Source organism: Pseudarthrobacter sp. S3 (assembly GCF_050156905.1).
In the GTDB taxonomy this organism is placed as follows: Bacteria; Actinomycetota; Actinomycetes; order Actinomycetales; family Micrococcaceae; genus Arthrobacter.
Genome location: NZ_CP189583.1, coordinates 2348155 through 2371547, shown reverse-complemented (window position 1 = coordinate 2371547; position 23393 = coordinate 2348155). Strand labels below are relative to the sequence as shown.

At 64.4% G+C, this 23393-nt stretch carries 25 protein-coding genes and 2 pseudogenes; 17 read left to right on the top strand and 10 right to left on the bottom strand.

What is annotated here, in order from left to right; all coding sequences use genetic code 11:
• A complete protein-coding gene (locus ACQCSV_RS11375) occupies positions 1-636 on the top strand; it encodes a TVP38/TMEM64 family protein (protein ID WP_354154835.1) in 636 nt (211 codons plus the stop codon).
• Positions 629-1342 (top strand): CDP-alcohol phosphatidyltransferase family protein, encoded by a 714-nt coding sequence (locus tag ACQCSV_RS11370; RefSeq protein ID WP_354223954.1) that lies wholly within the window; start codon positions 629-631, stop codon positions 1340-1342. The genes ACQCSV_RS11375 and ACQCSV_RS11370 overlap by 8 nt, the downstream gene beginning before the upstream one ends.
• Here the strand turns inward: ACQCSV_RS11370 and ACQCSV_RS11365 are convergent.
• On the bottom strand, positions 1227-2666 hold the full coding sequence (locus ACQCSV_RS11365) for an NAD(P)/FAD-dependent oxidoreductase (protein WP_354154833.1): 1440 nt from the start codon (positions 2664-2666) through the stop codon (positions 1227-1229). The genes ACQCSV_RS11370 and ACQCSV_RS11365 overlap by 116 nt on opposite strands.
• A gap of 26 nt (positions 2667-2692) precedes the next feature.
• Here ACQCSV_RS11365 and ACQCSV_RS11360 point away from each other — a divergent pair, with 26 nt between their 5' ends.
• The 10 genes and pseudogenes from ACQCSV_RS11360 to ACQCSV_RS11315 form a co-directional block, all read left to right on the top strand.
• Positions 2693-3421: a class I SAM-dependent methyltransferase gene (locus tag ACQCSV_RS11360; RefSeq protein ID WP_354154832.1), complete on the top strand. Its 729-nt coding sequence runs from the start codon at positions 2693-2695 to the stop codon at positions 3419-3421.
• A 154-nt stretch (positions 3422-3575) separates the two neighbouring features.
• Positions 3576-4028 carry a hypothetical protein gene (locus tag ACQCSV_RS11355; protein ID WP_354154831.1) on the top strand — a complete coding sequence of 151 codons (453 nt, stop codon included), beginning with the start codon at positions 3576-3578 and terminating at the stop codon, positions 4026-4028.
• 116 nt (positions 4029-4144) lie between these two features.
• Positions 4145-4813: a Crp/Fnr family transcriptional regulator gene (locus tag ACQCSV_RS11350; RefSeq protein WP_354223947.1), complete on the top strand. Its 669-nt coding sequence runs from the start codon at positions 4145-4147 to the stop codon at positions 4811-4813.
• Positions 4810-5109 (top strand): DUF427 domain-containing protein, encoded by a 300-nt coding sequence (locus ACQCSV_RS11345; protein WP_354154829.1) that lies wholly within the window; start codon positions 4810-4812, stop codon positions 5107-5109. The genes ACQCSV_RS11350 and ACQCSV_RS11345 overlap by 4 nt, the downstream gene beginning before the upstream one ends.
• Positions 5110-5189: 80 nt before the next feature.
• On the top strand, positions 5190-5738 hold the full coding sequence (locus ACQCSV_RS11340; RefSeq protein WP_354154828.1) for a carboxymuconolactone decarboxylase family protein: 549 nt from the start codon (positions 5190-5192) through the stop codon (positions 5736-5738).
• Between the two features lie 72 nt (positions 5739-5810).
• Positions 5811-7241, top strand: a complete 1431-nt coding sequence (locus ACQCSV_RS11335; protein ID WP_354154827.1) for a hypothetical protein — start codon at positions 5811-5813, stop codon at positions 7239-7241.
• A 481-nt stretch (positions 7242-7722) separates the two neighbouring features.
• A complete protein-coding gene (locus ACQCSV_RS11330; protein ID WP_354223945.1) occupies positions 7723-8442 on the top strand; it encodes an ATP-binding cassette domain-containing protein in 720 nt (239 codons plus the stop codon).
• Positions 8443-8888: 446 nt separating this feature from the next.
• On the top strand, positions 8889-9146 hold the full coding sequence (locus tag ACQCSV_RS11325; protein ID WP_144662938.1) for a metal-sensitive transcriptional regulator: 258 nt from the start codon (positions 8889-8891) through the stop codon (positions 9144-9146).
• Between the two features lie 108 nt (positions 9147-9254).
• Positions 9255-9689 (top strand): DUF302 domain-containing protein, encoded by a 435-nt coding sequence (locus ACQCSV_RS11320; RefSeq protein WP_354154824.1) that lies wholly within the window; start codon positions 9255-9257, stop codon positions 9687-9689.
• Between the two features lie 155 nt (positions 9690-9844).
• Positions 9845-10055, top strand: a pseudogene (locus tag ACQCSV_RS11315) (hypothetical protein); the annotation flags it as partial.
• A 426-nt stretch (positions 10056-10481) separates the two neighbouring features.
• Here the strand turns inward: ACQCSV_RS11315 and ACQCSV_RS11310 are convergent.
• Positions 10482-10598: pseudogene (locus ACQCSV_RS11310) on the bottom strand (ABC transporter permease); the annotation flags it as partial.
• Between the two features lie 218 nt (positions 10599-10816).
• Positions 10817-11716: a LysR family transcriptional regulator gene (locus tag ACQCSV_RS11305; RefSeq protein WP_354154823.1), complete on the bottom strand. Its 900-nt coding sequence runs from the start codon at positions 11714-11716 to the stop codon at positions 10817-10819.
• A gap of 368 nt (positions 11717-12084) precedes the next feature.
• On the opposite strand from ACQCSV_RS11305, the gene ACQCSV_RS11300 reads away from it, so the two are divergent.
• On the top strand, positions 12085-13413 hold the full coding sequence (locus ACQCSV_RS11300; RefSeq protein ID WP_354154822.1) for an MFS transporter: 1329 nt from the start codon (positions 12085-12087) through the stop codon (positions 13411-13413).
• A 109-nt stretch (positions 13414-13522) separates the two neighbouring features.
• Positions 13523-13750, top strand: coding sequence for a hypothetical protein (locus ACQCSV_RS11295; protein WP_354154821.1), 228 nt, complete (start codon positions 13523-13525; stop codon positions 13748-13750).
• A 115-nt stretch (positions 13751-13865) separates the two neighbouring features.
• Here ACQCSV_RS11295 and ACQCSV_RS11290 read toward each other — a convergent pair whose 3' ends face one another.
• Positions 13866-15077, bottom strand: coding sequence for an IS4 family transposase (locus tag ACQCSV_RS11290; RefSeq protein ID WP_354154935.1), 1212 nt, complete (start codon positions 15075-15077; stop codon positions 13866-13868).
• A gap of 279 nt (positions 15078-15356) precedes the next feature.
• Here ACQCSV_RS11290 and nhaA point away from each other — a divergent pair, with 279 nt between their 5' ends.
• Positions 15357-16700, top strand: a complete 1344-nt coding sequence (gene nhaA / locus ACQCSV_RS11285; RefSeq protein ID WP_354154820.1) for a Na+/H+ antiporter NhaA — start codon at positions 15357-15359, stop codon at positions 16698-16700.
• 79 nt (positions 16701-16779) lie between these two features.
• Here the strand turns inward: nhaA and ACQCSV_RS11280 are convergent, their stop codons facing one another.
• Positions 16780-18300, bottom strand: a complete 1521-nt coding sequence (locus ACQCSV_RS11280) for a SulP family inorganic anion transporter (protein ID WP_354154819.1) — start codon at positions 18298-18300, stop codon at positions 16780-16782.
• Positions 18301-18480: 180 nt separating this feature from the next.
• Here ACQCSV_RS11280 and ACQCSV_RS11275 point away from each other — a divergent pair, with 180 nt between their 5' ends.
• Positions 18481-18864: a MerR family transcriptional regulator gene (locus ACQCSV_RS11275; protein ID WP_354154818.1), complete on the top strand. Its 384-nt coding sequence runs from the start codon at positions 18481-18483 to the stop codon at positions 18862-18864.
• A gap of 299 nt (positions 18865-19163) precedes the next feature.
• Complete coding sequence (locus tag ACQCSV_RS11270) at positions 19164-19439, top strand: hypothetical protein (protein WP_426938422.1); 276 nt, start codon at positions 19164-19166, stop codon at positions 19437-19439.
• Between the two features lie 74 nt (positions 19440-19513).
• On the opposite strand, the gene ACQCSV_RS11265 is transcribed toward ACQCSV_RS11270, so the two are convergent.
• From ACQCSV_RS11265 to ACQCSV_RS11245, 5 genes are all read right to left on the bottom strand, one after another.
• The gene (locus tag ACQCSV_RS11265) at positions 19514-19978 is read right to left on the bottom strand and encodes a DedA family protein (protein WP_354154816.1); all 465 of its coding nucleotides are present in this window, start codon (positions 19976-19978) and stop codon (positions 19514-19516) included.
• A 184-nt stretch (positions 19979-20162) separates the two neighbouring features.
• Positions 20163-20741 carry a hypothetical protein gene (locus tag ACQCSV_RS11260; protein ID WP_354154815.1) on the bottom strand — a complete coding sequence of 193 codons (579 nt, stop codon included), beginning with the start codon at positions 20739-20741 and terminating at the stop codon, positions 20163-20165.
• Positions 20742-20745: 4 nt separating this feature from the next.
• Positions 20746-21714, bottom strand: a complete 969-nt coding sequence (locus tag ACQCSV_RS11255) for an ABC transporter permease subunit (protein ID WP_354154814.1) — start codon at positions 21712-21714, stop codon at positions 20746-20748.
• Positions 21707-22609 carry an ABC transporter permease gene (locus ACQCSV_RS11250; RefSeq protein ID WP_426938421.1) on the bottom strand — a complete coding sequence of 301 codons (903 nt, stop codon included), beginning with the start codon at positions 22607-22609 and terminating at the stop codon, positions 21707-21709. Before ACQCSV_RS11250 ends, ACQCSV_RS11255 begins: the two co-directional genes overlap by 8 nt.
• Entirely contained in the window at positions 22606-23343 is a 738-nt protein-coding gene (locus ACQCSV_RS11245; RefSeq protein ID WP_426938420.1) for an ABC transporter ATP-binding protein, read from the bottom strand. The genes ACQCSV_RS11250 and ACQCSV_RS11245 overlap by 4 nt, the downstream gene beginning before the upstream one ends.
• Between the last annotated feature and the right edge of the window lie 50 nt (positions 23344-23393).

Below are 23393 nucleotides of genomic sequence, written 5' to 3'. Positions count from 1 at the left end.
GTGATTCGGCTCGGAATCCTGCTGGTTCTCGTCGTCGCCGCCGCCGTGGTGGCGCTGGTTGTTCCGCTTCCGCCGGTCGAGGACATCCGGAGCTATTTCGGAACCGCCGGTTGGTGGGGGCCAGCGGCTTTCATCCTGGGCTACGCCGTGCTGACGCTGGCGCCGGTGCCCAAAAACGTCCTCTCAGTAGCCGCGGGGCTGGTCTTTGGGTTCGCCGGCGGAATCGCCGTCGTCTTTATCGCCGCGATCCTAGGGTCCGTCGCCGCGTTCTGGCTGGGCCGCTGGCTGGGCCGGGAGGCGGTGGAGAAATTCACCGGGGCACGGGTGGAGAAAGTCGATGAGCTGCTACGGCGCCGCGGCCTGCCGGCCATGATCGGTGTCCGGCTGGTACCCGTGCTGCCGTTTACGGCCATCAACTATACCGCCGGGCTGACCTCCATCCGATGGTGGCCCTACTTCCTCGGGACCGCCATCGGCATCCTTCCGGGAACGGTGAGTTTCGTGACCCTGGGTGCGTTCGGCCTGCAGCCGGGATGGCAACTCAACCTTGCCCTCGTGGCACTCGGCATTCTCACGGTGGCCGGGCTGGCGGTCGCGGTCCGGCGACGCCGGAAGGGCAGGGCCACCGATGTTTGATGCCCGGTTGCGGCGGGTCATGGAGCCAGCTCTGGGGCGGGCCGCCGGCTGGCTGGACCGGCCGTGGATCACTCCGGACCGGCTGACGGGCCTGAACCTGGTTCTTGGCCTTGCCAGCGCGGTCCTTGCGGCGGTGCAATGGTGGCTGCCGGCCCTGGCCGCGTGGCTGCTCTGCCGGGTGGCCGACGGCCTCGACGGCCCCCTGGCCCGGCGCCGGAACGCCCGCGCGGGGACTGAAGACACCGGGCGGGGCGGATTCTGGGACATCTGCGCTGATTTCATCGTCTACGGCGCCACAGTGGTCGGCGTCGGGATCGGCGCGACAGAGGGCTTCGGTGCCCTGTGGCTGCCGTTCCTGCTGGTCCTTTTCGCCTACTACATCAACGGCACGGCGTTCCTGGCCTTCTCCTCCATCGCTGAAAAGACCGGCCGCCAGCTCCGGGACGGCCGGTCCTTGTCGTTCCTGGGCGGCCTGACTGAAGGCGCCGAGACCGTGGCCGTACACAGCTTGTGGCTGGTCTTGCCGGGTGCCGCCTGGGAAATCGCGGCTGTCTGGGCGCTTTTAGTGACCGCCAGCGGCGTCCAGCGGATCATCGCCGGCTACCGGTCCCTAGGCGAGGTACGGGCCGGTCCAGCCAGCGGCGCCGGAACCAGACCAGCCCCGCCATTGCCCCGCGCATGCTTGGCGACGCCAGACGCTCCCTGACGTCGGCGACGGCGGCAATCCACACCCCGTCCGAAAAGGTCGGGTAGGGGTGGGTCGTTCCGGCAATGTCCGAGGTGGTCATCCCTTTCTGGACGGCCAGGGTCAGTTCAGCGAGGGATTCCCCCGCCCGCGGGCCGACGATCGTGCCGCCCAGGATTTTTCCCCGCCGGTCCACGATCAGCCGGGTGAACCCGCCCGTCGTGTCCTCCGTGACGGCCCGATCGACATGGGTATGGCGGACAGTCCGGGCGCGGTGCTGCAGACCGCCGTCGGGGGTGGTGAGCCCGACGGCGGCCACCTCCGGGGAGGTGAACGTCACCCGCGGCACGGTGCCGCTGACCTGGCGTTTAAGCCCGAGCACCGCGTTCGACGCCGCCACAGACGCGTGGACTCCGGCCAGGTGGGTGAACTGGGGGTTCGCGGTCACATCTCCCGCCGCCCAGATGAGCGGGTTGGAGGTCATCATCCGGGTGTCCGTGATCACCTGGCCGTCCTTGTCCAGGCTTACCCCGACCCGCTCCAGTCCCAGACCCGCGGTCCGGGGCGTGCGCCCGGTGGCCAGCAGGACCGTGTCGGCGTCAACGGCGGCAGCGTCCCGAAGCAGGAGCCGGGATCCGGTGCCCGTGGCGACCGCGTTCTCGACGGTTGTGTTTTCCAGGAGGCGGACACCGTCGGATGCCAGGCTGTCCCGGACGAGGTCGACGGCGTCGGGATCTTCCTTAGGGAGGATCCGGGAGCGGACGATCATGGTGACCTCGGATCCGAGGCGGGCAAAGGCTTGTCCGAGTTCGCAGGCGATCGGGCCGCCGCCGACAATCGACAGCCGCCCCGGAAGCGTGGCGAGTTCCCAGATCGTGTCCGAGGTCACGGTAACCTCCGGGTCCAGGCCCGGGATGCCGGTGCTTACCGGGGCCCCACCGGTGGCGATCAGTGCCTGCCGGAAGCGGATCGTCCTGCCGTCCACCTCGGCCACCCCGGGGGAGCGGAACGTCAGAGCGCCCTTGATGACTTCAACTCCGGCGGCTTCGAGTGCGTCCGGGGAGTCGACGGGCTCGATCGTATCGATCGCGGCAAAGATGCGCTTCCGTACATCAGCGAATGCCGCGGGTCGGCCGGTCAGCGCGCGGGCTGTCGTGGCGTGTTCGGCTGCCGAGAGGAGGGTCTTGGACGGCACACATCCGGTCCACAGGCAGTCACCGCCGGTGCGGGCCTGTTCGACCAGCAGGGTTTGCGCTCCGAGCCCGGCCGCCGTTTTGGCGCCCACGATTCCCGCAGTTCCCCCGCCCACGACCAGCAGGTCAACGATCGGGTTCTCGACTGCCATGATGGACTCCTCGTAAGTGATGTTAAATGCCGGACAAAAGCGCCCGGCGGTGCGGTCTTCCGCGACCGTGCCGCTGCGGCGGATCGAACCAGAAGGAGACCACCATCCGCGATAAATACACGCTGTTCGCCCCGTTTTATGATCTGTTCTCGGGCGAATACCCTGTCTATCATGCCGGAAGGGTGCTCGGCATTGACGTTCTGGCCCCCACAACGGGCCAGCAGGTGCTGGACATCGGCTGCGGAACCGGGTTGAACTTTCCCCTGCTGCAGGAGCGCGTTGGTTCCTCCGGGACCATCGTCGGCATCGACCGCAGCGCCGAAATGCTCCACCAGGCGCGGCGCCGCGCCCAGGCCCACGGCTGGCAGAACGTGATCCTGCTCCAGGCCGACATGGTGCTGCTCGATCCCGGGACCGTCGCTGCCCGCATTGAAGAAAGCGGGGGAGCCGAGGTTTCTGATGCAGCCCTGGCGACCTATTCGTTGTCCCTGATGGGGGACTGGGAGCAGGCGTGGACGAACATGACGAGACTGCTGGGCACACAGGCGCGGGTCGGTGTTGTGGACCTGCAGGAACCGGAGGGATTGGCGAGTTGGTTGTCTCCACTGGCGCGGCTGGCCTGCGCGGTCGGCGGATCCGACATCACCGCCGCCCCTTGGCGGGCCGTGGAGGAACGGTGCGTCGACGTCGTCCGGGCTTCCGCGCGGGGCGGACACCTCCAGATCCGGGCCGGGAACTTGAGGCACGACAGATGAGGGTAGCCGCCGCGTTCACAGCCCGGTTCGCGGGGGCGCAATGCACCGCGCCCGCCATGAGTGTCTGCTGTGTAGTGCAGATTACTGAAGGGTGTCCCGGTCCAGTCATACCTTGAAGACATCAGCAAAACCTCTTCCATGGAAGGTCGCCGTCATGGCTTCTGCTTCAGCTCTTTCCCGCCCCACGTCAGCTACCGGCATTGGACGGCGCGTCCTCGCCGGGGTCGCCGGAGGTATTGCCGGCGGTATCGTCTTCGGCATGCTCATGGCCATGATGGACATGCTGCCCGTCATCGCGTCCATTGTCGGCTCCGCCTCGGCCGTGGTCGGGTTCGGCGTCCACCTGATGATTTCGGTGATGATCGGGCTCGGCCTGACGGTGCTGTTAGGCAACCGGTTTCTCACCGGGTACGGCCGCGGCGCCCTCGTCGGACTCGGCTACGGGGCCATCTGGTGGGTCCTGGGCCCGCTGATGATCATGCCGGTCATGATGGGCATGCCCCTTTTTACTGTTGATCTCACCGCGCTGATGAGCCTCATGGGCCACATGATCTATGGCGTTATTCTGGGAGTGGTGGCGGTCCGCGTCCTCAAGAGCCGGGCATGACCGATTCCTGCCGGGTCGATGTGGGGGCCACCGTCTCCGGAGACCTGCGACCGTGGGCCCCGCGGCAACGAGAGGCCGATCCCCTCATGGCAGGACCCACTGACCCGTTCAGTTGTTTGAATGAAGTTGATCTGTTCGCAGACCTCAGTGCGCAGGAGATCGAGGCCATGGACCTTATGGCTCCGGCCCGGCTGTTCCGCCGCGGCGAGCTGTTGTTCAGCCAAAGCCAGCCCGTCACGGCCCTTTTCATCCTCAAGTCCGGCCGGGTGCGTGTTTTCCGGGTGGCCGAGGATGGCAAGGCCCTGACCATGGCCATCCTGGAGCCGGGCGCGGTGTTCGGGGAAATGATGCTCGTGGGCCAGCGGATGTATGACAACTACGCCGAGGCCATCGAAGACGCGGCGATCTGCCAGCTCAGCGTGGAGGAGGTGGAACGGTTCCTGCTCTCGGATCCGCGCATCGCGATCCGGATCTCGCGGCTCCTGGGCGAACAGGTCGCCCGGCTCGAAGAACGCCTCACCGACCTGGCATTGCGGCCGCTCTCGGCCCAGGTGGCGTCCACCCTGCTCAAACTCGGCGATGCCGCGGGGCCGCCGCGCTTCGGGCAGGCCCGGACCATCCACCTGACCCACGAACAGCTCGCCGGCCTCCTCGGCGCCTCACGGGAAGCCACCAGCAAAATCATGGGTGACCTCACAGCCAAAAAAGCCATCCGTCAGGGCCGCGGACGCATCGTCATCCAGGACCGCGACGTCCTGCAAAAACTGGCTAGGAGCTCCTCATGATCACCGCCACGTTCCACGGCCAGGTGATCGCCCGCTCCGGGCAGACGGTGTATCTGGAAGGCAACCACTACTTCCCCGCAGAGTCGCTGGTGCCGGACACACTGGAAAACAGCTGGGTCCGCACCCTGTGCTTCTGGAAGGGTGTGGCCCGCTACCACCACGTCCGCGCCGGGGACCACAGGGCACCGAACGCCGCCTGGTCCTACCCGCGGCCGACACCCCTGGCCCGGATGATCAAAGGCCACGTCGCCTTCGCCCCCGGCGGGGGCGTCATCGTCAGCGACGACCATCCCTGAACGTGCCCCTGCGCGTCGGTTGGCTTCTTCCCCACCCACCGTTTTGTCCTGTCAGTCCCAAAAGATATGAGAGTTTCCGCATGCCACGCATTCCCGCCCACACCGTTGCCACAGCCCCCGAAGCGTCCCAAGGCAACGCACGGAAACTGGAGCAGAAAATGGGCAAGCTGCTCAATATCCACGCCGGGATGGCCCACTCGCCGGCCGTGATCGCCTCCTATATGGGGATGTCCGCCGCTATCGCCGAGCACGGCAGCTTTGACGCCCGCACCCGCGAAGCGATTGCCTTGGCCGTCGGAAACCAGAACGGCTGCGATTACTGCCAGGCCGCCCACACCCTCTCGGCACGCCGGGCAGGGCTGGACGATGAGCAGATCCTCGCGATCCGCGCCGGTGAAGTGGACTTCGACGACAAACTCGAAGCGATGTCCTCGGTTGCCCGTGAAGCCGCAGCCAGGACCGGGAACGTCTCCGACGCGACCTGGCAGGCCGCCCTGAACGCCGGCTGGAGCGCCGAGGAACTCTCGGAGGCGTTCGCCCACATCGCGGCCAACCTGTTCACCAACTATTTCAACCACTACGCCGGAACCGAACTGGACCTGCCGGCCGTCCCGGAACTGACCGCCTAAGACACCGCCCCGTTCCCGGCACCCTTTCCAGAGGAAGCGCCGATTAGCCTCACACCAGCACAGCAGGAGACCATGAAGATCGCAGCCCTCCTCCGGAGCGTCGAGCTCCTCACACGCCCGGTCCACCCGGAGAGCAGGGCTGCGATGGATCAGCGCTGGGCCGGGCTCCCCGGACACGTGAAGACCCCGGCGCAGCTGCTGGGACGAAGCGCCGTCGGCTGCGAAGGCACCCACGGCGTGTTCCCCAAATGCAATCTGACCTGCTCACCGTGCTACCACTCCGCGGACGCGAACAAAGTCCGGATCGACGGCGAACACACCGTCACGGCCGTCACACAACAAATGGAGTTCCTGCGCCGGGTCCGAGGCCCCCGCGCCCATGCCCAGCTGATCGGCGGAGAAGTCAGCCTGCTGCCGGCCAACGACCACGCTGCAGCACTGCAAGCCATGCACGCTAACGGCCGCGAACCCATGTCCATGACGCACGGCGATTTCGACTACGACTACCTCCTCAACGTCGTCCTGGACGATGAGGGCAGCCCCCGGTTCCGGAAAGTGTCCTTTGCCGCCCACTTCGATTCGCTGATGCGGGGACGTCGCGGGGCCGCACGCCCCCGTAACGAAGCCGAACTGAACCCGTTCCGTGCCCGGTTCGCGGAAATGTTCGTCGCCCTCAAACACGACCACGGCGTCAGCTCCTATATTGCCCACAACATGACCGTCACCCCCGCCAACATCGACCAGGTCGCCGGGGTGACCCACGCGGTGCTCGGCATGCAGTACGACATGCTCTCCTTCCAGCCGGCTGCTTACATAGGGGACGACCGGAGATGGTCCGCGGACTTCGAGGAAATCACCATCGACGCCGTATGGTCCCGCATCCAAGCAGGTGCCGGGCAACCCATTCCCTGGCAGGGAACCCAGTTCGGGGACACCCGGTGCAACCGGACCGCCGTCGCCCTCAGCACCGGATCGGTACTCACTCCACTGCTGGACCCGGACGATCCCCGGGACCTCGCCGCGCGCGACAGGCTCCTGAAACACCACGGCGGCATGTATTTCGGCGGCACCCCTGCGTGGATCGTCGGCACCAAAATCCTCCGGGCACTCCTGGCCCATCTGGACGACCTTCCCGTCGTCGTGTCCTTTGCCCGCCGCCTCGTGCGCCGGGCTGGCGGCCTGGGTACGGTGGCGTCCGCAGCCTGGAGCCGCCGGCTGTCGTTCAAAACGTTCGTGGTGCACAACTTCATGGACGCCGCCGATGTCGCACCGGCCTGGGCGCTAATGGAGCGCGGCGTGACCAGCGATGACCCGAAGATCCGGGAAACCCAGGAACGCCTCGGCTCGTGCATGTACGCGATGAGTCACCCCGAAACCGGGCGCCTGGTCCCGGCCTGCGTCCAGCATTCGACCCTGGACGCGGCAGAAAACGCCGGGCTGCGCAAAATGCTCCCTCTCCGCCCCGTCACACCGGTGGCCGCGGGCGGGGAGCCGCAGCCGTGAGAACAGCCAATACCCGGCGAAGAGGCCCCGCCGTAGACGATCACTACCCCGACAGGACCGGCACACCGCCCATAACTTTTACCCTCCGCGCCAGAAACATGCTCTCCGGTACGGCCGCGAACGCGGTCGCTGCGCTGGCCCTGGCTGACTGTGCCGCCCCACCGGGGGCGCAGACCGACTTCACAGGCTGGGACCAAGTCACCGCAGCTGCCCAGGGCCAGACCGTACGCCTGTGGATGGTACCCCCGCACCGCCGGACTTCACCGACTCCGTCTTCACCCGGCAGGTGCTTTGCAGCGTCTCCGGCGGATACACCAAGGTGCCGCTGGGCTTCGACCAGGCCTCATCGTCCAGGGCCGCTGGTGCGGCCGGGTCGTTGCCGCCGTCAGTACCCTTAGGATCCCTTTTCCGCACATCGTAGGGGCCGCGTCCGTCGGGTTGCTGCTCTCGGACTCCGGTCTGCTGTCCCGGCCGCCGTCTCGTGACGGCCCCCTCCGGCGGGCAAGCCCAGCGGGTGGCCATCGGCCGGGCCCTTGCCGCCCGGCCTGCCATCCTGCTCCTGGACGAGCCGTTCAGCGCCCTCGACCAGGAACTGCGCTCCAGCATGCACGAGCTGCTGGCACAGCTGCGGAAGAGGCTGGCCCCCACCATCCTCATGGTCAGCCATGACCGCGACGAAGCGGCCGCCGTCGCCGACCACATCGCGGTCCTCAGCCGATGCGGGCTGCTCCAGGACGACCGCGTCGACCTCTTATACTCCCGGCCCGCGTCCCTGGAAGTCCACCGGCTCATGGGCGGCACAAACGAAATCACAGGAACCGTACGGGGCGGAGTCCACTACTCGGCCCTGGGCGACCTTGACCTGCCCGCGGACACCGACTGGCCCGACGGCCCCGGCGTGATGGTCATCCGCCAGGAAAGCATCAGCATCCTGGACGATGCCAGGGGCCCCGCAGGGCACGGCGTACCCGCAATCGCGACGGATATGCGGGTGCTGGGACCCCGCCGGCTGGTCACCGTCGACGTGTCCGGCGTCACCCTCCAGACAGAGGCGCCTGGGGGTCGGCTGCTGGGCACCGGTGATGCCATTCGAATCACGATCCCGGTCTCCGCGCGGGCCCTCATCGCCGACCCGCCGGGCACTGGCGGACCCACCACGGGAGACACCGCCGCGGCAGTCATGGCCACCGGCAGAACGTGACTGACCGGCGCCCCGCGGTCGACGTCACCCATCATCCCGCCCTTGAACTGCCGGGGTAAGAAAACGAACACGAACATGAGGCATTGTCTGACACGGACCGTTGCCCTGGCAGCGGGGACCCTACTCACGCTCGGGCTGGCCGCCTGCGGCGCCGGTTCCTGTCCGACGGGAACGGGAAGTTCACCCTCCCCGGATGTGCATCGACTCGAACTCAGCGGCAGAGCGTACGTCAATGACCATGGTCCTGATGCTCGGCGACCCGGCTGCGCAAGGTCCTGACGCCAGAGCGCCAATGGCGGCGAAGGGGAAAAGGGAAGACCTGGGGGCCGCTCGAAGAGGTCGTTGGTGTATACCTCACTGAGTATTATAGATACCCCCGGCGGGTATGCAAAACACCCGAGGGGGTATATAATGAATGGCAAGATGCCCACTTTCTTGGAGACTTCATGCAACTCGATTCGACTGAACTGACCCCTGTGGTCAACCGCCTCAAGCGCGCGCAGGGCCAGCTCGCTGCTGTCACGCGCATGCTGGAGGAGGGGAAGGACTGCAAGGACATTGTCACGCAACTGGCTGCCGTTTCGAAGGCCCTGGACAGGGCCGGCTTCGCGATCATCGCCAGCGGGCTGGAGCAGTGCATCGTCCGCGAAGACACCACCATGGACAAAAAAGAACTGGAAAAGCTCTTCCTCTCCCTCGCCTGACAGGCAGGGACCCAAGACCCGGTGCCGGGGGAGTTTCCCCAAACTGTCCCGGCATGGCGACGGACTGGCCCGGACCCGAACATGTCACGACACATTAGGAGCAAACCGATGAGCTACACGCATACCGTTAACGTCCCGCTGTCCTGGGAGGACGCAGTCCAGCGCACGCGTGCGGTGCTCAGCGAACAGGGCTTTGGCATCCTTACTGAAATTGATGTCCGCTCCACTTTCGAGACCAAACTCGGGATCGACGCCGGGGATGCCGTCGGTGACTACATAATCCTCGGGGCCTGCAACCCCAAGCTGGCGAGCCGTGCCCTCGCAGCCGATCCGGCGCTCGGAGCATTACTGCCGTGCAATGTCGTTGTCCGGCGAGGCAAGGACGCGCGCGAAACCACCGTCGAAGCCATAGACCCACAAACCATGGTCCAGCTCAGCGACAGCCCCGTCGTCCGCGCCGTCGCGGACGACGCTGACGCCAGACTCCGCGAAGCCCTCCACAGGCTGACCGATGCTGCGGACGCAAGCCCAGCGGCCCTCTAAAACCGCCCCGACACCGTCCGCGCCGGGGATATCACTGTACCCGCCGCTGAACGTCGAACCGGCTGCGAAATCTTACGGTACGGGCCTAATGGCAATACCGTTTACTTAGGTGGCTTGGGTATTCGTTTGAGTGGCCAGCCTGACAACTTGCGTTTGCTAAGGCGCAGGCCGAGGAGAACATCCTCCGCACGCAGGTGCCGAATCTTGTGCCACGCAATCCATCGCCGAACTTTCCGGGAAGACGGAGTACTGGCCGGGCAACCAGGGCCGCCTTTCTGAGCTGGTGGTGATCCGCGAAGGGGAGCCCCACTATTCCTCGACTCCTGGGCGGAGATATGCGACCTGAACGGTGAACGCATCCGGGCGGTCATTGACCTCCGGTTCGGTGGGAGGCGGCTGAAAAGAGGTTCAGCGGGAAGCTGATCGAGGGTAAAGACCTTATGGTGCTCGGTGTAGGTAGTCAGCTTCGCGGATGCTGTGCATAAAGGACTGAGGCCGGCCCCATAGGGGTCGGCCTCAGTTTTCCCTCAGCAAATGGAAATCTGTCGTTCAGCCTCGTCGGTGCGGGAGTTATTGGTCCGGCGGGGATTTTCCCAGGAAATGTCCACGGCGGAGGCGGCCTGCTGTTGGATGGCCAACATGGACAATTCCAGCACGTCCTGGCCGCGGGTGGCTCCGGCGGGTGCGGCGTCGTCCTCCGTGAAGATGACCCTTACTTTCGGGTCGGCGGCAAGCAAGCAGGTTCACCACCGCATAGAAGAGGGCCATAACGATCACGAGTGCCTGCACCACGGGCAGATCCCTGTTGGTGACGGCGTCTATCAGCTGGAATCCGACGCCCGGGAAGCGGAAAAGGAACTCAACGATCACCACCCCTCCGATCGGCCAGGCGAGCTGTAATGCAATCACCTGGACAACCGGGCCGATGGCGTTCGGCAAGGCATGGCGCAGGATCACCACGCGCCAGCACCAGTGTCAGGACCGGAAGCGCCAACTGTACGGGGCTGCTCCAGACCTGTTCGCCCGGGATGAGGACGTACACGGCCGGGAAAAGATGGCGAAGTCCTGTTGACAGGAACAGCACGCGTTGGCGTGGTGCTTAAGCCCGCTAATGTTGCAGCCATCTGTTATCCGGGCCCCGGGGCTCCCATTGTTTGTCGGCAGGCGTCCCTGACTTTGGCGACGAGGGGTGAGTCGGTCATGTCGTTGCTGTAGATCAGGCTGACGCGGGAAATGGCGCGGGCGTCCTGGATGTCCAGGTAGGCAAGGCCGGGCATGGCGAAGGCGCGGAGGGATTCCGGGACAACTGCGATGCCCAGGTGGGCGGCCACCAGCCCGAGGATGGTTGGGAACTGGACGGCTTGCTGGGCGAGGTCGAAGTCGACGTCGGCAGCGTGAAGCAGTGCAGCGATGTGGTCGAAAAGCCGTGAGATCCGGTCCCGCGGGAAGGCAATGAACCTCTCCCCCTTCAGTTCTCCAAGCCCGACCGAGGTCCGTCGGGCCAGGGGGTGGCCTGTCGCGACCGCCACCACGAGGCGTTCGTTTTGCAGGAGCGTGGTGCTGAGGCCCGGCACGGTCCGGACTTCCCGGGCGATTCCGGCATCCAGCGCTCCGGCGGCAATGAGGTCAATCTGGGCGTCGGTGGTCTCCTCGCGGAGTTCGAGGTCGATGCCGGGCCATTGCGATCGGAGTTCCCGCACCACGGGCGGAAGAGCCGAGATGGCCGCCGATGAGACAAAACCGAGACGCAGACGCCCGATTTCGCCGTCCCGGGCCTGCCGGAGTGCCGCTGTCATGGTCCCGTACTGGCTGAGGACTTTACGGGCGTGTTTCAGGAGCAGCTCGCCGTCGGTGGTGAGCTGCACGTTGCGGGAGTTGCGCACGAACAGCTGGGCCTTGCATTCCTCTTCGAGTTTGCGGATCTGCTGGCTCAGCGGCGGCTGGGCCATATGCAGCCGTTCTGCGGCACGGTTAAAGTGCAGTTCTTCGGCCACTGCGACGAAAAGCTCCAGGCGACGAAGGTTCATACCAACAAGACTAAACGCATATTGATTCTCATCAAATAGATACTTCAGCAGACGGCGTTTCGGGTCTACCGTTGATCGTGAGAACAGTCACAGATCAACAACCACTAAGAGGTTCGAGAATGCCCGTGATGACCAAGCCCGCCAGCAGCTTCATCAACAGTAGTTGGGCTGACGGGACCCCCTGCCTCCCCGGAACACCGTGCAGGTTGCCCGGTTCAGAGGCGAAAAACGCATCGAGATCGATGCGGTCGCAGCCGTAACAGCCTGACCGGACCACACCCACGGATCTGTTGGGTTACCAACGTCGCTTTCCCTCATCCCAGATCGGAACCTCCATGCTTTCCCACGCACCAGCACCGGCGTCTCAGATGACCATCGATTCAGCACCGCTGAACTCCTTCCACAAACGCCTCACCCTCTTCAGCTCAGGAGGCCCGTTCCTCGACGGATACATCCTGGCCATCATCGGCATCGCCCTGGTCCAGATCATCCCGGCCTGGCAAATGAACGAATGGTGGAACGGACTCATCGGCGCATCCGCCCTGATCGGAGTCTTCCTCGGCGGCCTGATCTTCGGCAACATCACCGACAAAATCGGGCGCAAACTCATGTACACGATCGACCTCATGGCCATCATCGTGTTCTCTATCGCCCAGTTCTTCGTCCAGGACCCCTGGCAACTGTTCGTCCTGCGGCTGCTCATCGGCATCGCTGTCGGCGCCGACTACCCCATCGCGACGTCCCTGGTCGCCGAATTCGTGCCCAAAAACTGGCGCGCCCGGCTCCTCGGCGGCCTGAACGCCATGTGGTTCGTCGGCGCCACCGTCGCCGCTTTCGTCGGCTACTGGCTTCTCTCCGTCGAGGACGGATGGCGCTGGATGCTGCTCTCCTCCGCCGTTCCCGCCGTGCTGATCCTCATCGCCCGGGCCACCATCCCCGAGTCCCCGCACTGGCTCGTCGGCAAAGGCCGGCATCAGGAGGCACTGGAGATCCTGAAGAAGACCATCGGCGAGGGCGCCACCCTGGACGGCATCACCGCACACGACCCCAACGCGGCCAAGCTCAGCACCACCCAGGCCTTCAAACTGGTCCTGACCGGCGGCTACCTGCACCGGGTCATCTTCATCTCCATCTTCTGGACCTGCACCATCGTCACCCTGTTTTCCATCTACGCCTTCGGACCCCAGATCCTGGCCCTGTTCAACCTTCAGTCCGGCGACGAAGCCAACATCGGCTACGGCCTGATCAACCTCTTCTTCCTCGTCGGCAACGTCGTCGCCCTCCTCGTCGTGGACAAACTCGGCCGCCGGCCCGTCCTGATCTGGGGCTTCATCCTCTCCGGCGTCGGCCTGCTGTTCCTGGCGCTCTTCCCCACCGCACCCCTGGGCCTGATCGCACTGGCCTTCGCCTTCTACGCCATCTTCAACGGTGGCCCCTCGATCCTGGAATGGATCTACCCCAACGAGCTCTTCCCCACCAAAGTCCGGGCAACCGCCGTGGGACTGTGCACCGGCACCAGCCGCATCGGCGCCGCCATCGGCACCTTCGCCACCCCGCTGGCCCTGACCCACCTCGGGCTCTCCGGCACCATGTGGATCGCCGCCGGCATCGCACTACTCGGCGCAGCCGTCAGCTTCTTCATGGCCCCCGAAACCAAGGGCCAAAACCTCGAACAAGCAGCCGCCCTCCACCACTGACCCCACCAACCGCAGCGAGGCGGGAGCGGCTGTCCTTCCAAGGCCACGCCGCTCCCGCCCACGCGCGAGGTGAACCCACTGCATCCGCCTCCGAAAGAAAGCAAGAACCATGCGCCCGACAACCCTGACCCTGGACGTCAGCGGCCAAGACCCCGACACGATCCAAACCAACCTGACCGCCGCCGTCGACACCGCCATCACCCAGGCCATGGCAGTAGGCGGTCACGGAATCCTGGTCACCCAGCACGCCTACAACGACTTCACCGTCACCCTCCACCCCGACGTGCCGTACGGTCAAACACGCGAGGAACGACGGCTCGGCAACACCCCCGGATAGGCAACCCCACCGGGATACCAACCCAACAAGGAATGCCGATCCGCCACTGGGAAGCTGGCGCGACAGTCCCGGCTGCAGACCGTTTACTCGTCCACGACGCCACGAGACCGGCCCATCACCGGCTACACCATCCCCGCCTGGAAAAAGCCGGGCGCCCGGCGAGGGATCGCCGCGTGGCCCGGAGGGTGCGTGTGAAGGAGAACTGGAGGGGGTCTTCGTCGAATTCTGCGGCGACGGCGCCGATCAGGGACCGGATCGCGTAGTGCGCGCAGAGGTAGCCGTAGATTTCCTGGAGCACTCCGTCGGGTGTTTTGGAGCGCAGGACGATGTCGGGGCCGCGCTGGTGGGTTTTCAGTTCGTCGAAACTGGACTCAATTTCCCAGCGGCGGGCATAGAGGCCGGCCAGGTCCTTGGAGGAAGCAGCGGCCGGGTCCAGGATCGTGGTGATCAGCAGGAATTTGCTGACTTCCTCTCCGGTGGTGACCTCGTACTCAATCACCCGGACCGGGATCCCGTTCGTATCCTGGCGCCGGTCTTTGGTGGACGGATACACGGCCGACAGGTAGGATCCGTCCTCGAACTCCTCAAGCACGGGCAGCACGCTGTTGGCTTTCATCCGCCACAACAACGCCGCCCCCGTCGCGGCACTGTCCTTCCACGCCGTATAGGAGAAGAATCCGCGGTCGGCCATGGCCAGCATGTCCTCGGCCAGGTCCGCGAGGAGAGCCGGATACATGTCGTGTTCGGAGGTGTGATAGCCGGAGACCACCAACGAGGTGACCGCATGGGTGCCGCACTCCACCAGGCCCAGCACCCGTGCCTGCGGGAACGCGCTCTTGAACTCCGTCTTCGTCCCCGGCCGCCCGTACGCGCGCTCGTTCGCGGCGGTGTCGGCCAGATCCAGGGTGGTCCCGTCCACGGACATCAGCCGCCATTGCCTGTAGAACCCTGGACCGCCCGGGACCGCGAACGGCTTGGCGACCTCGGCGAACAACGCCACCATCACCGCGGACCCCAACCGGTTCCTCGCCTTGTAGATCCCTGCTTTCGTCGGCATCGTCCACTCACGGAACCGCCCCGTCAGCCACTCCATCCCGGCCAGCAACGACCGCATGACCTCCTCATACGAACCATTGGAAAACAACGCCAACGCCATCACGTAATAGACCATCAACCGCGACGGCAATAACCGATTCCGTTGCTCCAACGCCCCAGTACGCTCGACCACCGCGCCGACCACATCAGCCGGGAAGACCCGCGTCAACACGCCAAGAGAAACGTGGTCACTCAACCGCTCGGGACCCTCCGGGGCCACCGCGTTTGCCACGTTGGGAAGATCGCCGGAACGCACCGTCTGCAGTCCTCTGAGCAGCGCCAACGCAGCCAATGCCCTTTGCCCGGGATCCGCAGGCTCACCAAGGCTGCATACGGCACTGTGCCGATGATCAGGCAGGCGGGAAGTTGCCCCTTCCCTTCTCCATTGAGGGCTGCCAGCCCCAGGTACCGGGTTGGGCAATGGGAGGGGCAAAATGTGTAGACTTACTGGAGGTGAGCCGGGAAGTCTGGTCGGCACGTTCTTTGTCGCCCCAAAGTTTAGGACACCTTCATGAGTAAAAACCCTTCTGCTCCTCCGCGTTCCTCCGTTTTGGGACGGGGGAGCTACGGCGAAGTGCTGCGAATCGGTGAAATCCTGCGGAAGGAAACCGTTGGCGGGATCTTACTGGTCGCCGCAGCAGTCATTGCCCTGATCTGGGCCAATTCCCCGGTCTCCGATAGCTACTTCGCGTTGCGGGACTTCCGCCTCGGTTTTCAGCCCTGGCATCTGGAACTCAGCTTGGGGGCCTGGGCTTCAGACGGTTTGTTGGCGATCTTTTTCTTTCTTGTGGGGCTGGAACTCAAACGTGAGTTCGTGGCCGGAGACCTTCGCCAGTTCAGTAAATCCGTGGTGCCCATCGCAGCGGCTGTCGGCGGTGTAGCAGTTCCTGCCGTTATTTATGCGCTGATCAATCTGGCCAGTCCTGAGACCCTGCAGGGCTGGGCCATCCCTACGGCAACCGACATTGCTTTCGCAGTGGCTGTGCTGGCGATCATCGGGTCGCACCTGCCCAGTGCGCTGCGGATCTTCCTGCTGACTTTGGCCGTGGTCGATGACCTTCTGGCCATCAGCATCATCGCGGTGTTCTACTCCTCCGATATCCAGGCCGGGCCACTGCTGCTGGCCCTGCTTCCGCTGGCGGTTTACACGTTCCTGGCACAGAAGTACCGCCGGTTCTTTGGCACCAGAGCCGCCGCGGCGTGGGTAATCCTTCTCCCCGTGGGAGTAATCACCTGGGCGTTGGTGCATGCCTCCGGTATCCACGCCACCGTCGCCGGTGTACTCCTGGGGTTCGCCATCCCTGTCATCCGGTCCCAGGCCAGCGGCGGCCCCGCTGCCGGACCTGGCCTCTCCGAGATCTTCGAACACCGGTTCCGGCCTATTTCCGCCGGCATCGCAGTCCCGGTTTTCGCTTTCTTCGCCGCCGGTGTCGCCGTGGGTGGCTGGGACGGTCTGATCTCGGCTCTGACCGATCCTGTAGCCATCGGCATCATCGTGGCGTTGGTGCTGGGCAAACCAATCGGAATCCTGGGCACCACCTGGCTCCTCACCAAGGCCACCCGCGCGTCTCTGGACAAGTCCCTGAAGTGGATTGATGTATTCGGAGTCTCGCTTTTGGCCGGGATCGGCTTCACGGTTTCACTCCTCGTGGCCGAGCTGAGCTTCGGACAGGGCAGCGCCCACGATGACCACGCCAAGGTCGGAATCCTCGCCGCGTCGCTGCTGGCCGCCCTCCTGGCGGCGGCAGTACTGGTCACGCGGAACCGTCAGTACCGTGCCGTGCAGGCCGAAGAAGCCATCGATACAGACCAAGACGGCATCCCGGACGTTTACCAGGAAGACCGCCACCGGTGACCTGACCGATCCACACACCTGAAGGGTCCCCTGCCGCCTATGCGGTAGGGGATCCTCCGCGTAAGGGAGGGCGCGGGGGTCAGTGGCCGCCGAGTTTGCCTCCGAGGCGTTCACGCATCACGATGCTGGCATCGTTGAGGCCGACGATTTTCACGTCAATAGCGTGGTGGCGGTACTTCTCGGTGATCGCGTCCAGGGCCGCAATCGTGGACGCGTCCCAGAGATGGGAGGCGTGCATATCGATGATCACGTGTGCCGGGTCCAGAGCGTATTCGAACTGGGTGTAGAGGTCGTTCGAGGAGGCAAAGAACAGCTCTCCGTCCACCACATAGGTCGCGGTTTCGTGCCCGCCAACGGAGGTGACGGTGCGTTCGACTGTGACGAGGTGTGCGACCCTGCGGGCGAACAGCACCATCGCCACAAGGACACCGACGCCGACGCCGATGGCTAGGTTGTGGGTGGCGACGACCACGATGACAGTGGCGACCATGACTAGGGTTTCGCTCTTGGGCATCATCTTTAGCGTCCGGGGGCGGATGCTGTGCCAGTCGAAGGTGGCCCAGGAAACGAAGATCATGACCGCGACGAGGGCGGCCATCGGTATCACGGAGACGAAATCCCCGAGGGCGACGACAAGGATGAGCAGGAAAACGCCGGCGAGGAAGGTGGAAATCCGGGTGCGGGCGCCGGAGGCTTTGACGTTGATCATGGTCTGGCCGATCATCGCGCAGCCGCCCATGCCGCCGGTGAACCCGGTGACGATGTTTGCCACGCCCTGGCCCCAGGCCTCGCGGGTCTTGTGCGAGCGGGTATCGGTGACGTCATCGACGAGTTTGGCGGTCATCAGGGATTCGAGCAGACCCACGAATGCCATGGCGAGGGCGAAGGGGAAGATGATCTGCAGGGTCTCCAGGTTGATCGGGACGTTCGGGATGAACAGGGTCGGCAACGACTCGGGGAGCTCGCCCTTATCTCCCACAGTCGGGACAGCCACGGAGACGAAAACCGTGATGAGTGTGAGCACTACGATGGCGACCAGCGGGGCCGGCACAGCCTTGGTCAGCTTCGGCAGGCCGAACACGATCACGAGCGCCAACACAACGAGGGGGTAGACCAACCACGGAACATTTATGAGTTCGGGAACCTGGGACATGAAGATCAGGATGGCCAGGGCGTTGACGAAGCCCACCATCACCGAGCGGGGAATATAGCGCATCAGCTTTGTCACACCTGACAGACCGAGAACGATTTGGAAGACTCCGGCCAGGATGACGGCGGCGACGAAATAGTCCAGGCCGTGGGACTTCACCAGCGGCGCGATCACCAAAGCAATCGCACCGGTCGCCGCCGAGATCATGGCCGGACGGCCGCCGACGAAGGCAATCGTCACGGCCATGGTGAAGGAGGCAAAGAGCCCGATCCGCGGATCGACGCCGGCGATGATCGAGAAGGCGATCGCTTCAGGGATCAGTGCGAGGGCGACGACCAGTCCGGCGAGGACTTCGGTCTTGAGCCGGCGCGGGGACATCAGGGTGCCCCTCACGGATTGCAGCTGTTCGGGCGTGAAGGCCTGGGGGTCCCCGGCGGTTTTAACGGCCATTGCTGGCTCCGTTCATGGTCAGGAAGGCGCAGGGCAGCGTCTTCGCTTTTTCGAAGAATGAAGGGGCGCAGCGCCGCGCCGGGAGGAGGGGGATTACCTATAAAGGTCTCACCGCTCATCATAAACTCTAACTTAACGTGATGGTAAGGTTTGAATCGGATAAAGAACGGAGGTCCCCTGATGACAGCGAAAACCAACAGCAACACGATGCACATCGGTGAACTGGCAGAACGGACGGGCCTGTCCCTGCGGACCATTCGCCACTACGACGACGTCGGCCTGTTGCCGGCCACGGCACGGACCGACGGCGGCTTCCGGGTGTATTCGGAGGATGTTTTCGACCGTCTCATGATCATCAAGCAGATGAAGCCGCTGGGGTTCTCGTTGGAGGAAATGGCCGAAATCCTTGGTCTCCTGGCCCTAGGCCGGGCCACGGACTCACCGGAAGAAGCGCACGCCCGGCTCTCAGATTTCCTGGAAAAAGCGATTTATCAACGGGCCAAGATGGCCCGCAATCTGGCCCAGGCGGACGAGTTCATCCAGAGGCTCAGCGCACGGCCCTAGACAATATGAAGTGTGGTGCTGAACTTGCCCGTCCGGGCCGGCCATTATCGCCGGGCGGTCCCTCAGCGCCGGCTTGGTGTGATCCGTTTCCTGTCTCAGGAATGCGGCGCTGCGGGGCCTGATCCCCGGCGGTGATGTCCTTTATCCCGGACGGCAGGTGACGTTAGGGAGAAGTGTGAGGGGGCCGGGGCCTTCTGTTTCACAGAGGTCCGTGGGTTGCCATTGACGGCTCCCTTGGCCCGACGGCTCGTCGGGGGTGGAATGGTAGTGCCACATGTGAAGTTTGGGAGGTCCCGGCTATGTTTGAGCATACTTTCATCGGTCTGGATGTTCACGCGGTCAACGTCGTGGGCTATGCACTGAACCCGGCCACCGGCGAAATCAGCAACCGCACCATGCCCGCTGACCCGGCCATGGTGCTGGAGCGGGTCTTCGGGTTGATTGGTTTCCAAGGACACCGGCTGGCTGGGAGTTTCGCTTTGGAGTGGCGGCGCAGCGGGGCACTGACTGGTTCGGGCTTTGATCCTTTTTCGGACGTACCAGGCTGCCGCCGCGGCCGTGAGGACGGCCAGTAGTGCGATGGTTACTGTGGGTCCGAAGGTTTTGGCGGCCGTGAGGTAGGCGTTTCCGGCGAAGTATCCGGCAAGGACTACCGCGGCCCCCAGAGGGTGCCTCCGGCGATGTTGAAGGCCAGGAATCGGCGGTAGGGCATGTGGGATAGCCCGGCGAGGGCGGGCATGACGGCGCGGAAGAACGCGGTGAACCGGCCCAGGAACACAGCGGATCCTCCCTTGCGGGCGAGCAGGTCCCGTTCCCGGTCCAGCTGTGGCCGGCGTTTTTGGAGCAGGGGGATCTGTAGGATCCGGGACCCAAATTGGCGGCCGATCTGGTATCCGACGGTGTCTCCGATGATGGCTGCGGCGATGACGAGGAGCAGGATGAGCCAGAGTTGGAGATGGTGCTGGCTGGCCAAGACCCCGCCGAGGACTGCTGCGGTTTCACCGGGCAGGATGAATCCGATGAACAGGGCGTCTTCGGCGAAGACCAGGGCAGTAATGATCAGGTAGGCGGGCAGGGACCCGGCGTTGCGGATGGCATCGATGATCCAGGTCATGACGTGCGGTCCTGTTCTCGGGCCGCCGGACGGGTTGATCCTCCAGCGGCCGTCTGGCTCTGGCTCGGACTCTTCATGCGGATCTCCTGCGGGTTCGTATCGGTACTACCAGCATTGATGATGACGCCTGAGGGGATCCTGAGGCGTGGCCCTGCACCGTCGCGTGGCCCGGCAGTAGCCTGTGTCAGTCCAGTTTTTCGCCGGTGCCCTTGGCTTTCGTGGCGGTGGCGGTGGCTGGTGCCAGTCCGGGCGCGGCGGCCTCAACGCTGATTTGTACTTCGTTGGTTGAGGTGCGGTAGAGGCTGTATTTGTTTTCCGGGTAGTGCCCGGGGTCGTTGCCGTTGTCGAAATACACGGTGGCGGACGTGTCCGGGGCCAGGGTCAGTCCGTCCAGCTTCTGGTAGTAGGACTCCGTTTGTCCCGTGACTGAATCCCTCATGGTGTAGTACACCTCGATACTGCTGATCGGGGCGGGGGTGGAGTTGCTCAAAGTGAACTGGATCCGGTCCGGAATGGCGGCGTTGGTTTGCGGGTCGGTGTTGTCTTCGGCCTTGGCTTTGCTGATGGTGAGTCCCGGGGCGGTTCCGGTGGTGGCGATGGGGTTTTTGGTGACGGGCAGCACGGTGGCCGCCGGGGCTGTTGATGAAGGCTGGGCCGATGGTGTGGGGGCCCCGAGGGTCCCCTGCCAGATCAGGATCGCGGCCAGGGCGGCGACGACGACCAGTGCCAGGGGAAGAATTTTCTTGAGGGTGAGCGTCTTCATGGTTCTAGGCCTTTCGGAGGAGTTTGTCCCGGGTGCCGGCCAGGAGTGCTGCGGTGACGGCCGCGGAGAATCCGGCGAGGAGCCAGAGGCTGTGGTTGAACGTCCCTGCCCACACAAATGCAGGGCTCTGTTGGTTGAATTGGTTTTTGATGCCGAGCCAGGCGAAGAGGGGGCGTTCGTATTGTTTGGTCAGGGAGGTTTGTTCGATGAGGTCGCGGGCTGTTTCGTAGCCGGTGAAGTTGGCCATGACGGCGTGTTCGTGGGCTTTGTCGATCTGGAGGCTCGCGAAGAGGCCGCCGGGGATCTGGTTGTCCGGGTCCATGGTGTCGCCGATTTGCGGGATGATCAGGACCACCACGAGCCAGAGGACCAGGGCCAGGATCAGCCCGGTAGCCGGGGCCCGGGTGAGGGCGGCCAGGGCCAGCGCCGCGAGGGACCACAGGGTGAGGTAAATGGTGGTGTGGGCTGCAGCAATGAGCAGCCGGATGAGGTCTGTTCCCGTCAAGGGGGCGTTGCCGGCGATGAACAAAGTCGCGGTGATGACGGCGAACAGGGCAGTGGTGACGGCGATCCAGATGATCAAGGCGGCCAGGATTTTCCCGGCGGCGACGCTGTGCCTGCCAAGAGGGCGGGTGAAAAGCAGTTGCAGGGTCCCGTTGTTCTTCTCCTTGGCGATCAGTCCGTAGCCGAGGATTACGGCGAAGAGGCTCCCGACGATTTCCAGGTATTCCATGCCCGCACGGAGCATCTGTAGCGGGAAAAGGTCAGGCGGCGGCGCGGTCACGGCACTACCGCTGGCTCTAAGGGCCGCGAGATAGGTGTTGTAGTCGGCAGTTTTGGTCCGGAAGTCCGCGGCCGCGACGAGGACAGAGAGCACGACGACGACGGCCAGGAAGAGGATGAGCAGCCTTACGGAACGGTTGCGGGAGAGGTCCCGGAGTTCCTTCTGGCACAGCGTGATGAGGTTAGTCATGGATTTCCTTTCGCATGCTGGGCCGTCCGGTCATGACGATCGCGCCGATCCCGGCCGAGAGGAAGGCCAGGATCACCGTGATCCCGTCGGTTATGGTGCCGGTGGCTTGGGGGTCCTGGAGCAGGATTGCGGCGACGTGTTTGAAGTGCTCCCCGAGTGACAAGGGACCGGTGAGGGCCGCGGTGAGCGCAAAGATGCCGGTCTGCGGGGCCGTAGGCGGTGTCACGGGGTTCAGCAGAGAGACGGGGTGGACCGCGGTCCCGAGCAGCGGCAACACGAAGATAATGACGCTCCAGATCACGATGGGGATCAGCATTGCAGAGGTGTAACTGGATGCGTGGATCCCGCTGAGCATGCCCAGGGCCACGAAGAAGAGCAGGAAGAGCCATGCCACGCCAAAAAGTGCCGTGAGTCGGAGCAGCTGATCGGGTGCGGGGATGGTTCCGGTGACGGCGCTGATGCAGGCTGCGCTGATCAGTGCCGAGGTCCCCAGGACGGCGAGGAGTCCCAGGCTGATGCCGGCCATTTTCGCGGACAGGTAGCCGGCCGGGGACAAGCGCCGGGTCATGACCAGATCGACCGTCCGGGCACGCCGGTCCCGCATCGCGGACTGGACACCGATCACGATGGCCAGCAAGGCCCCGATCAGGAGGATGTAAATGACGGTGTTGCGGGCATAGTAGAGCGGCGGGACATTCCCGAACGGATTGGGCGCACTCGTGAGCCCCTGGCCGGCCGCTGAGTTGTATACCTCGGTGACGGTTGCCTTCGCGGCCGAGCCGATAAATGCCGAGGCGGCGGTCATCCCGATGAATACCATCATCAGCAGTTGGGGCAGGCGTTCACGGCCGGCGCTGCGCAGTTCGTGGCCGACGGTGGCTAACCAGGGATTCATGAGGGGGTGTCTGATTCGATGTGGAGGTAAATATCTTCAAGCGATGCCTGGTCCGGGAAAGCCTCCAGGGTGGCCGCGACGGAGTTCTGGTAGATCAGCCTTCCTGAGCTAAGGATCCCGATGCTGGTGCAGGTCTTGGTCACTTCTGCCAGCAGGTGGGTATTCATGAACACGGTCATTCCCACGGACTGGTTGAGGCCGATGATGATTTCCCGCAGTTTGGCCACACCCTGCGGGTCCAGCCCGGAGGTCGGCTCGTCCAGGAACAGAACCTTCGGTTCGTGCAGGATGGCCTGTGCGATCCCGGCGCGTTGACGCATCCCTTTGCTGAACGTGGACATCCGTTCCTGGCCGTGGCCGGTGAAGTCCACGGCAGCCAGTGCCGCCTCGATGCGGGCGGCGGGATCCGGTACCCCTGAGAGCCGGGCGAAGAACATCAGGTTCTCCGCCAGCGTGAGGTTGTCGTAGAACTGGACATTCTCCGGAAGGTAACCGATCGACCGGCGCACCCGGTCAGCGCCGGTGCTGACGTCGTGGCCCGCTATCCGTGCCGTGCCGGACGAGGCAGGCAGCAGCGTGGTCAGGATATTCACGGTCGTTGTCTTGCCCGCCCCGTTGTGTCCGAGCAGGCCGAAGATCTCGCCTCTGGGAACTTCGAGGCTCAGGGCCTCAAGGGCCTGTTTCGATCCGTAGGTCTTAGCCAGCGCACTGGTTTCGATTGCCATTTCCGTCATGCTTAGCAACTTATGCCGCTGCCGATAAGAGAACCCTGAGGATGCGCCGA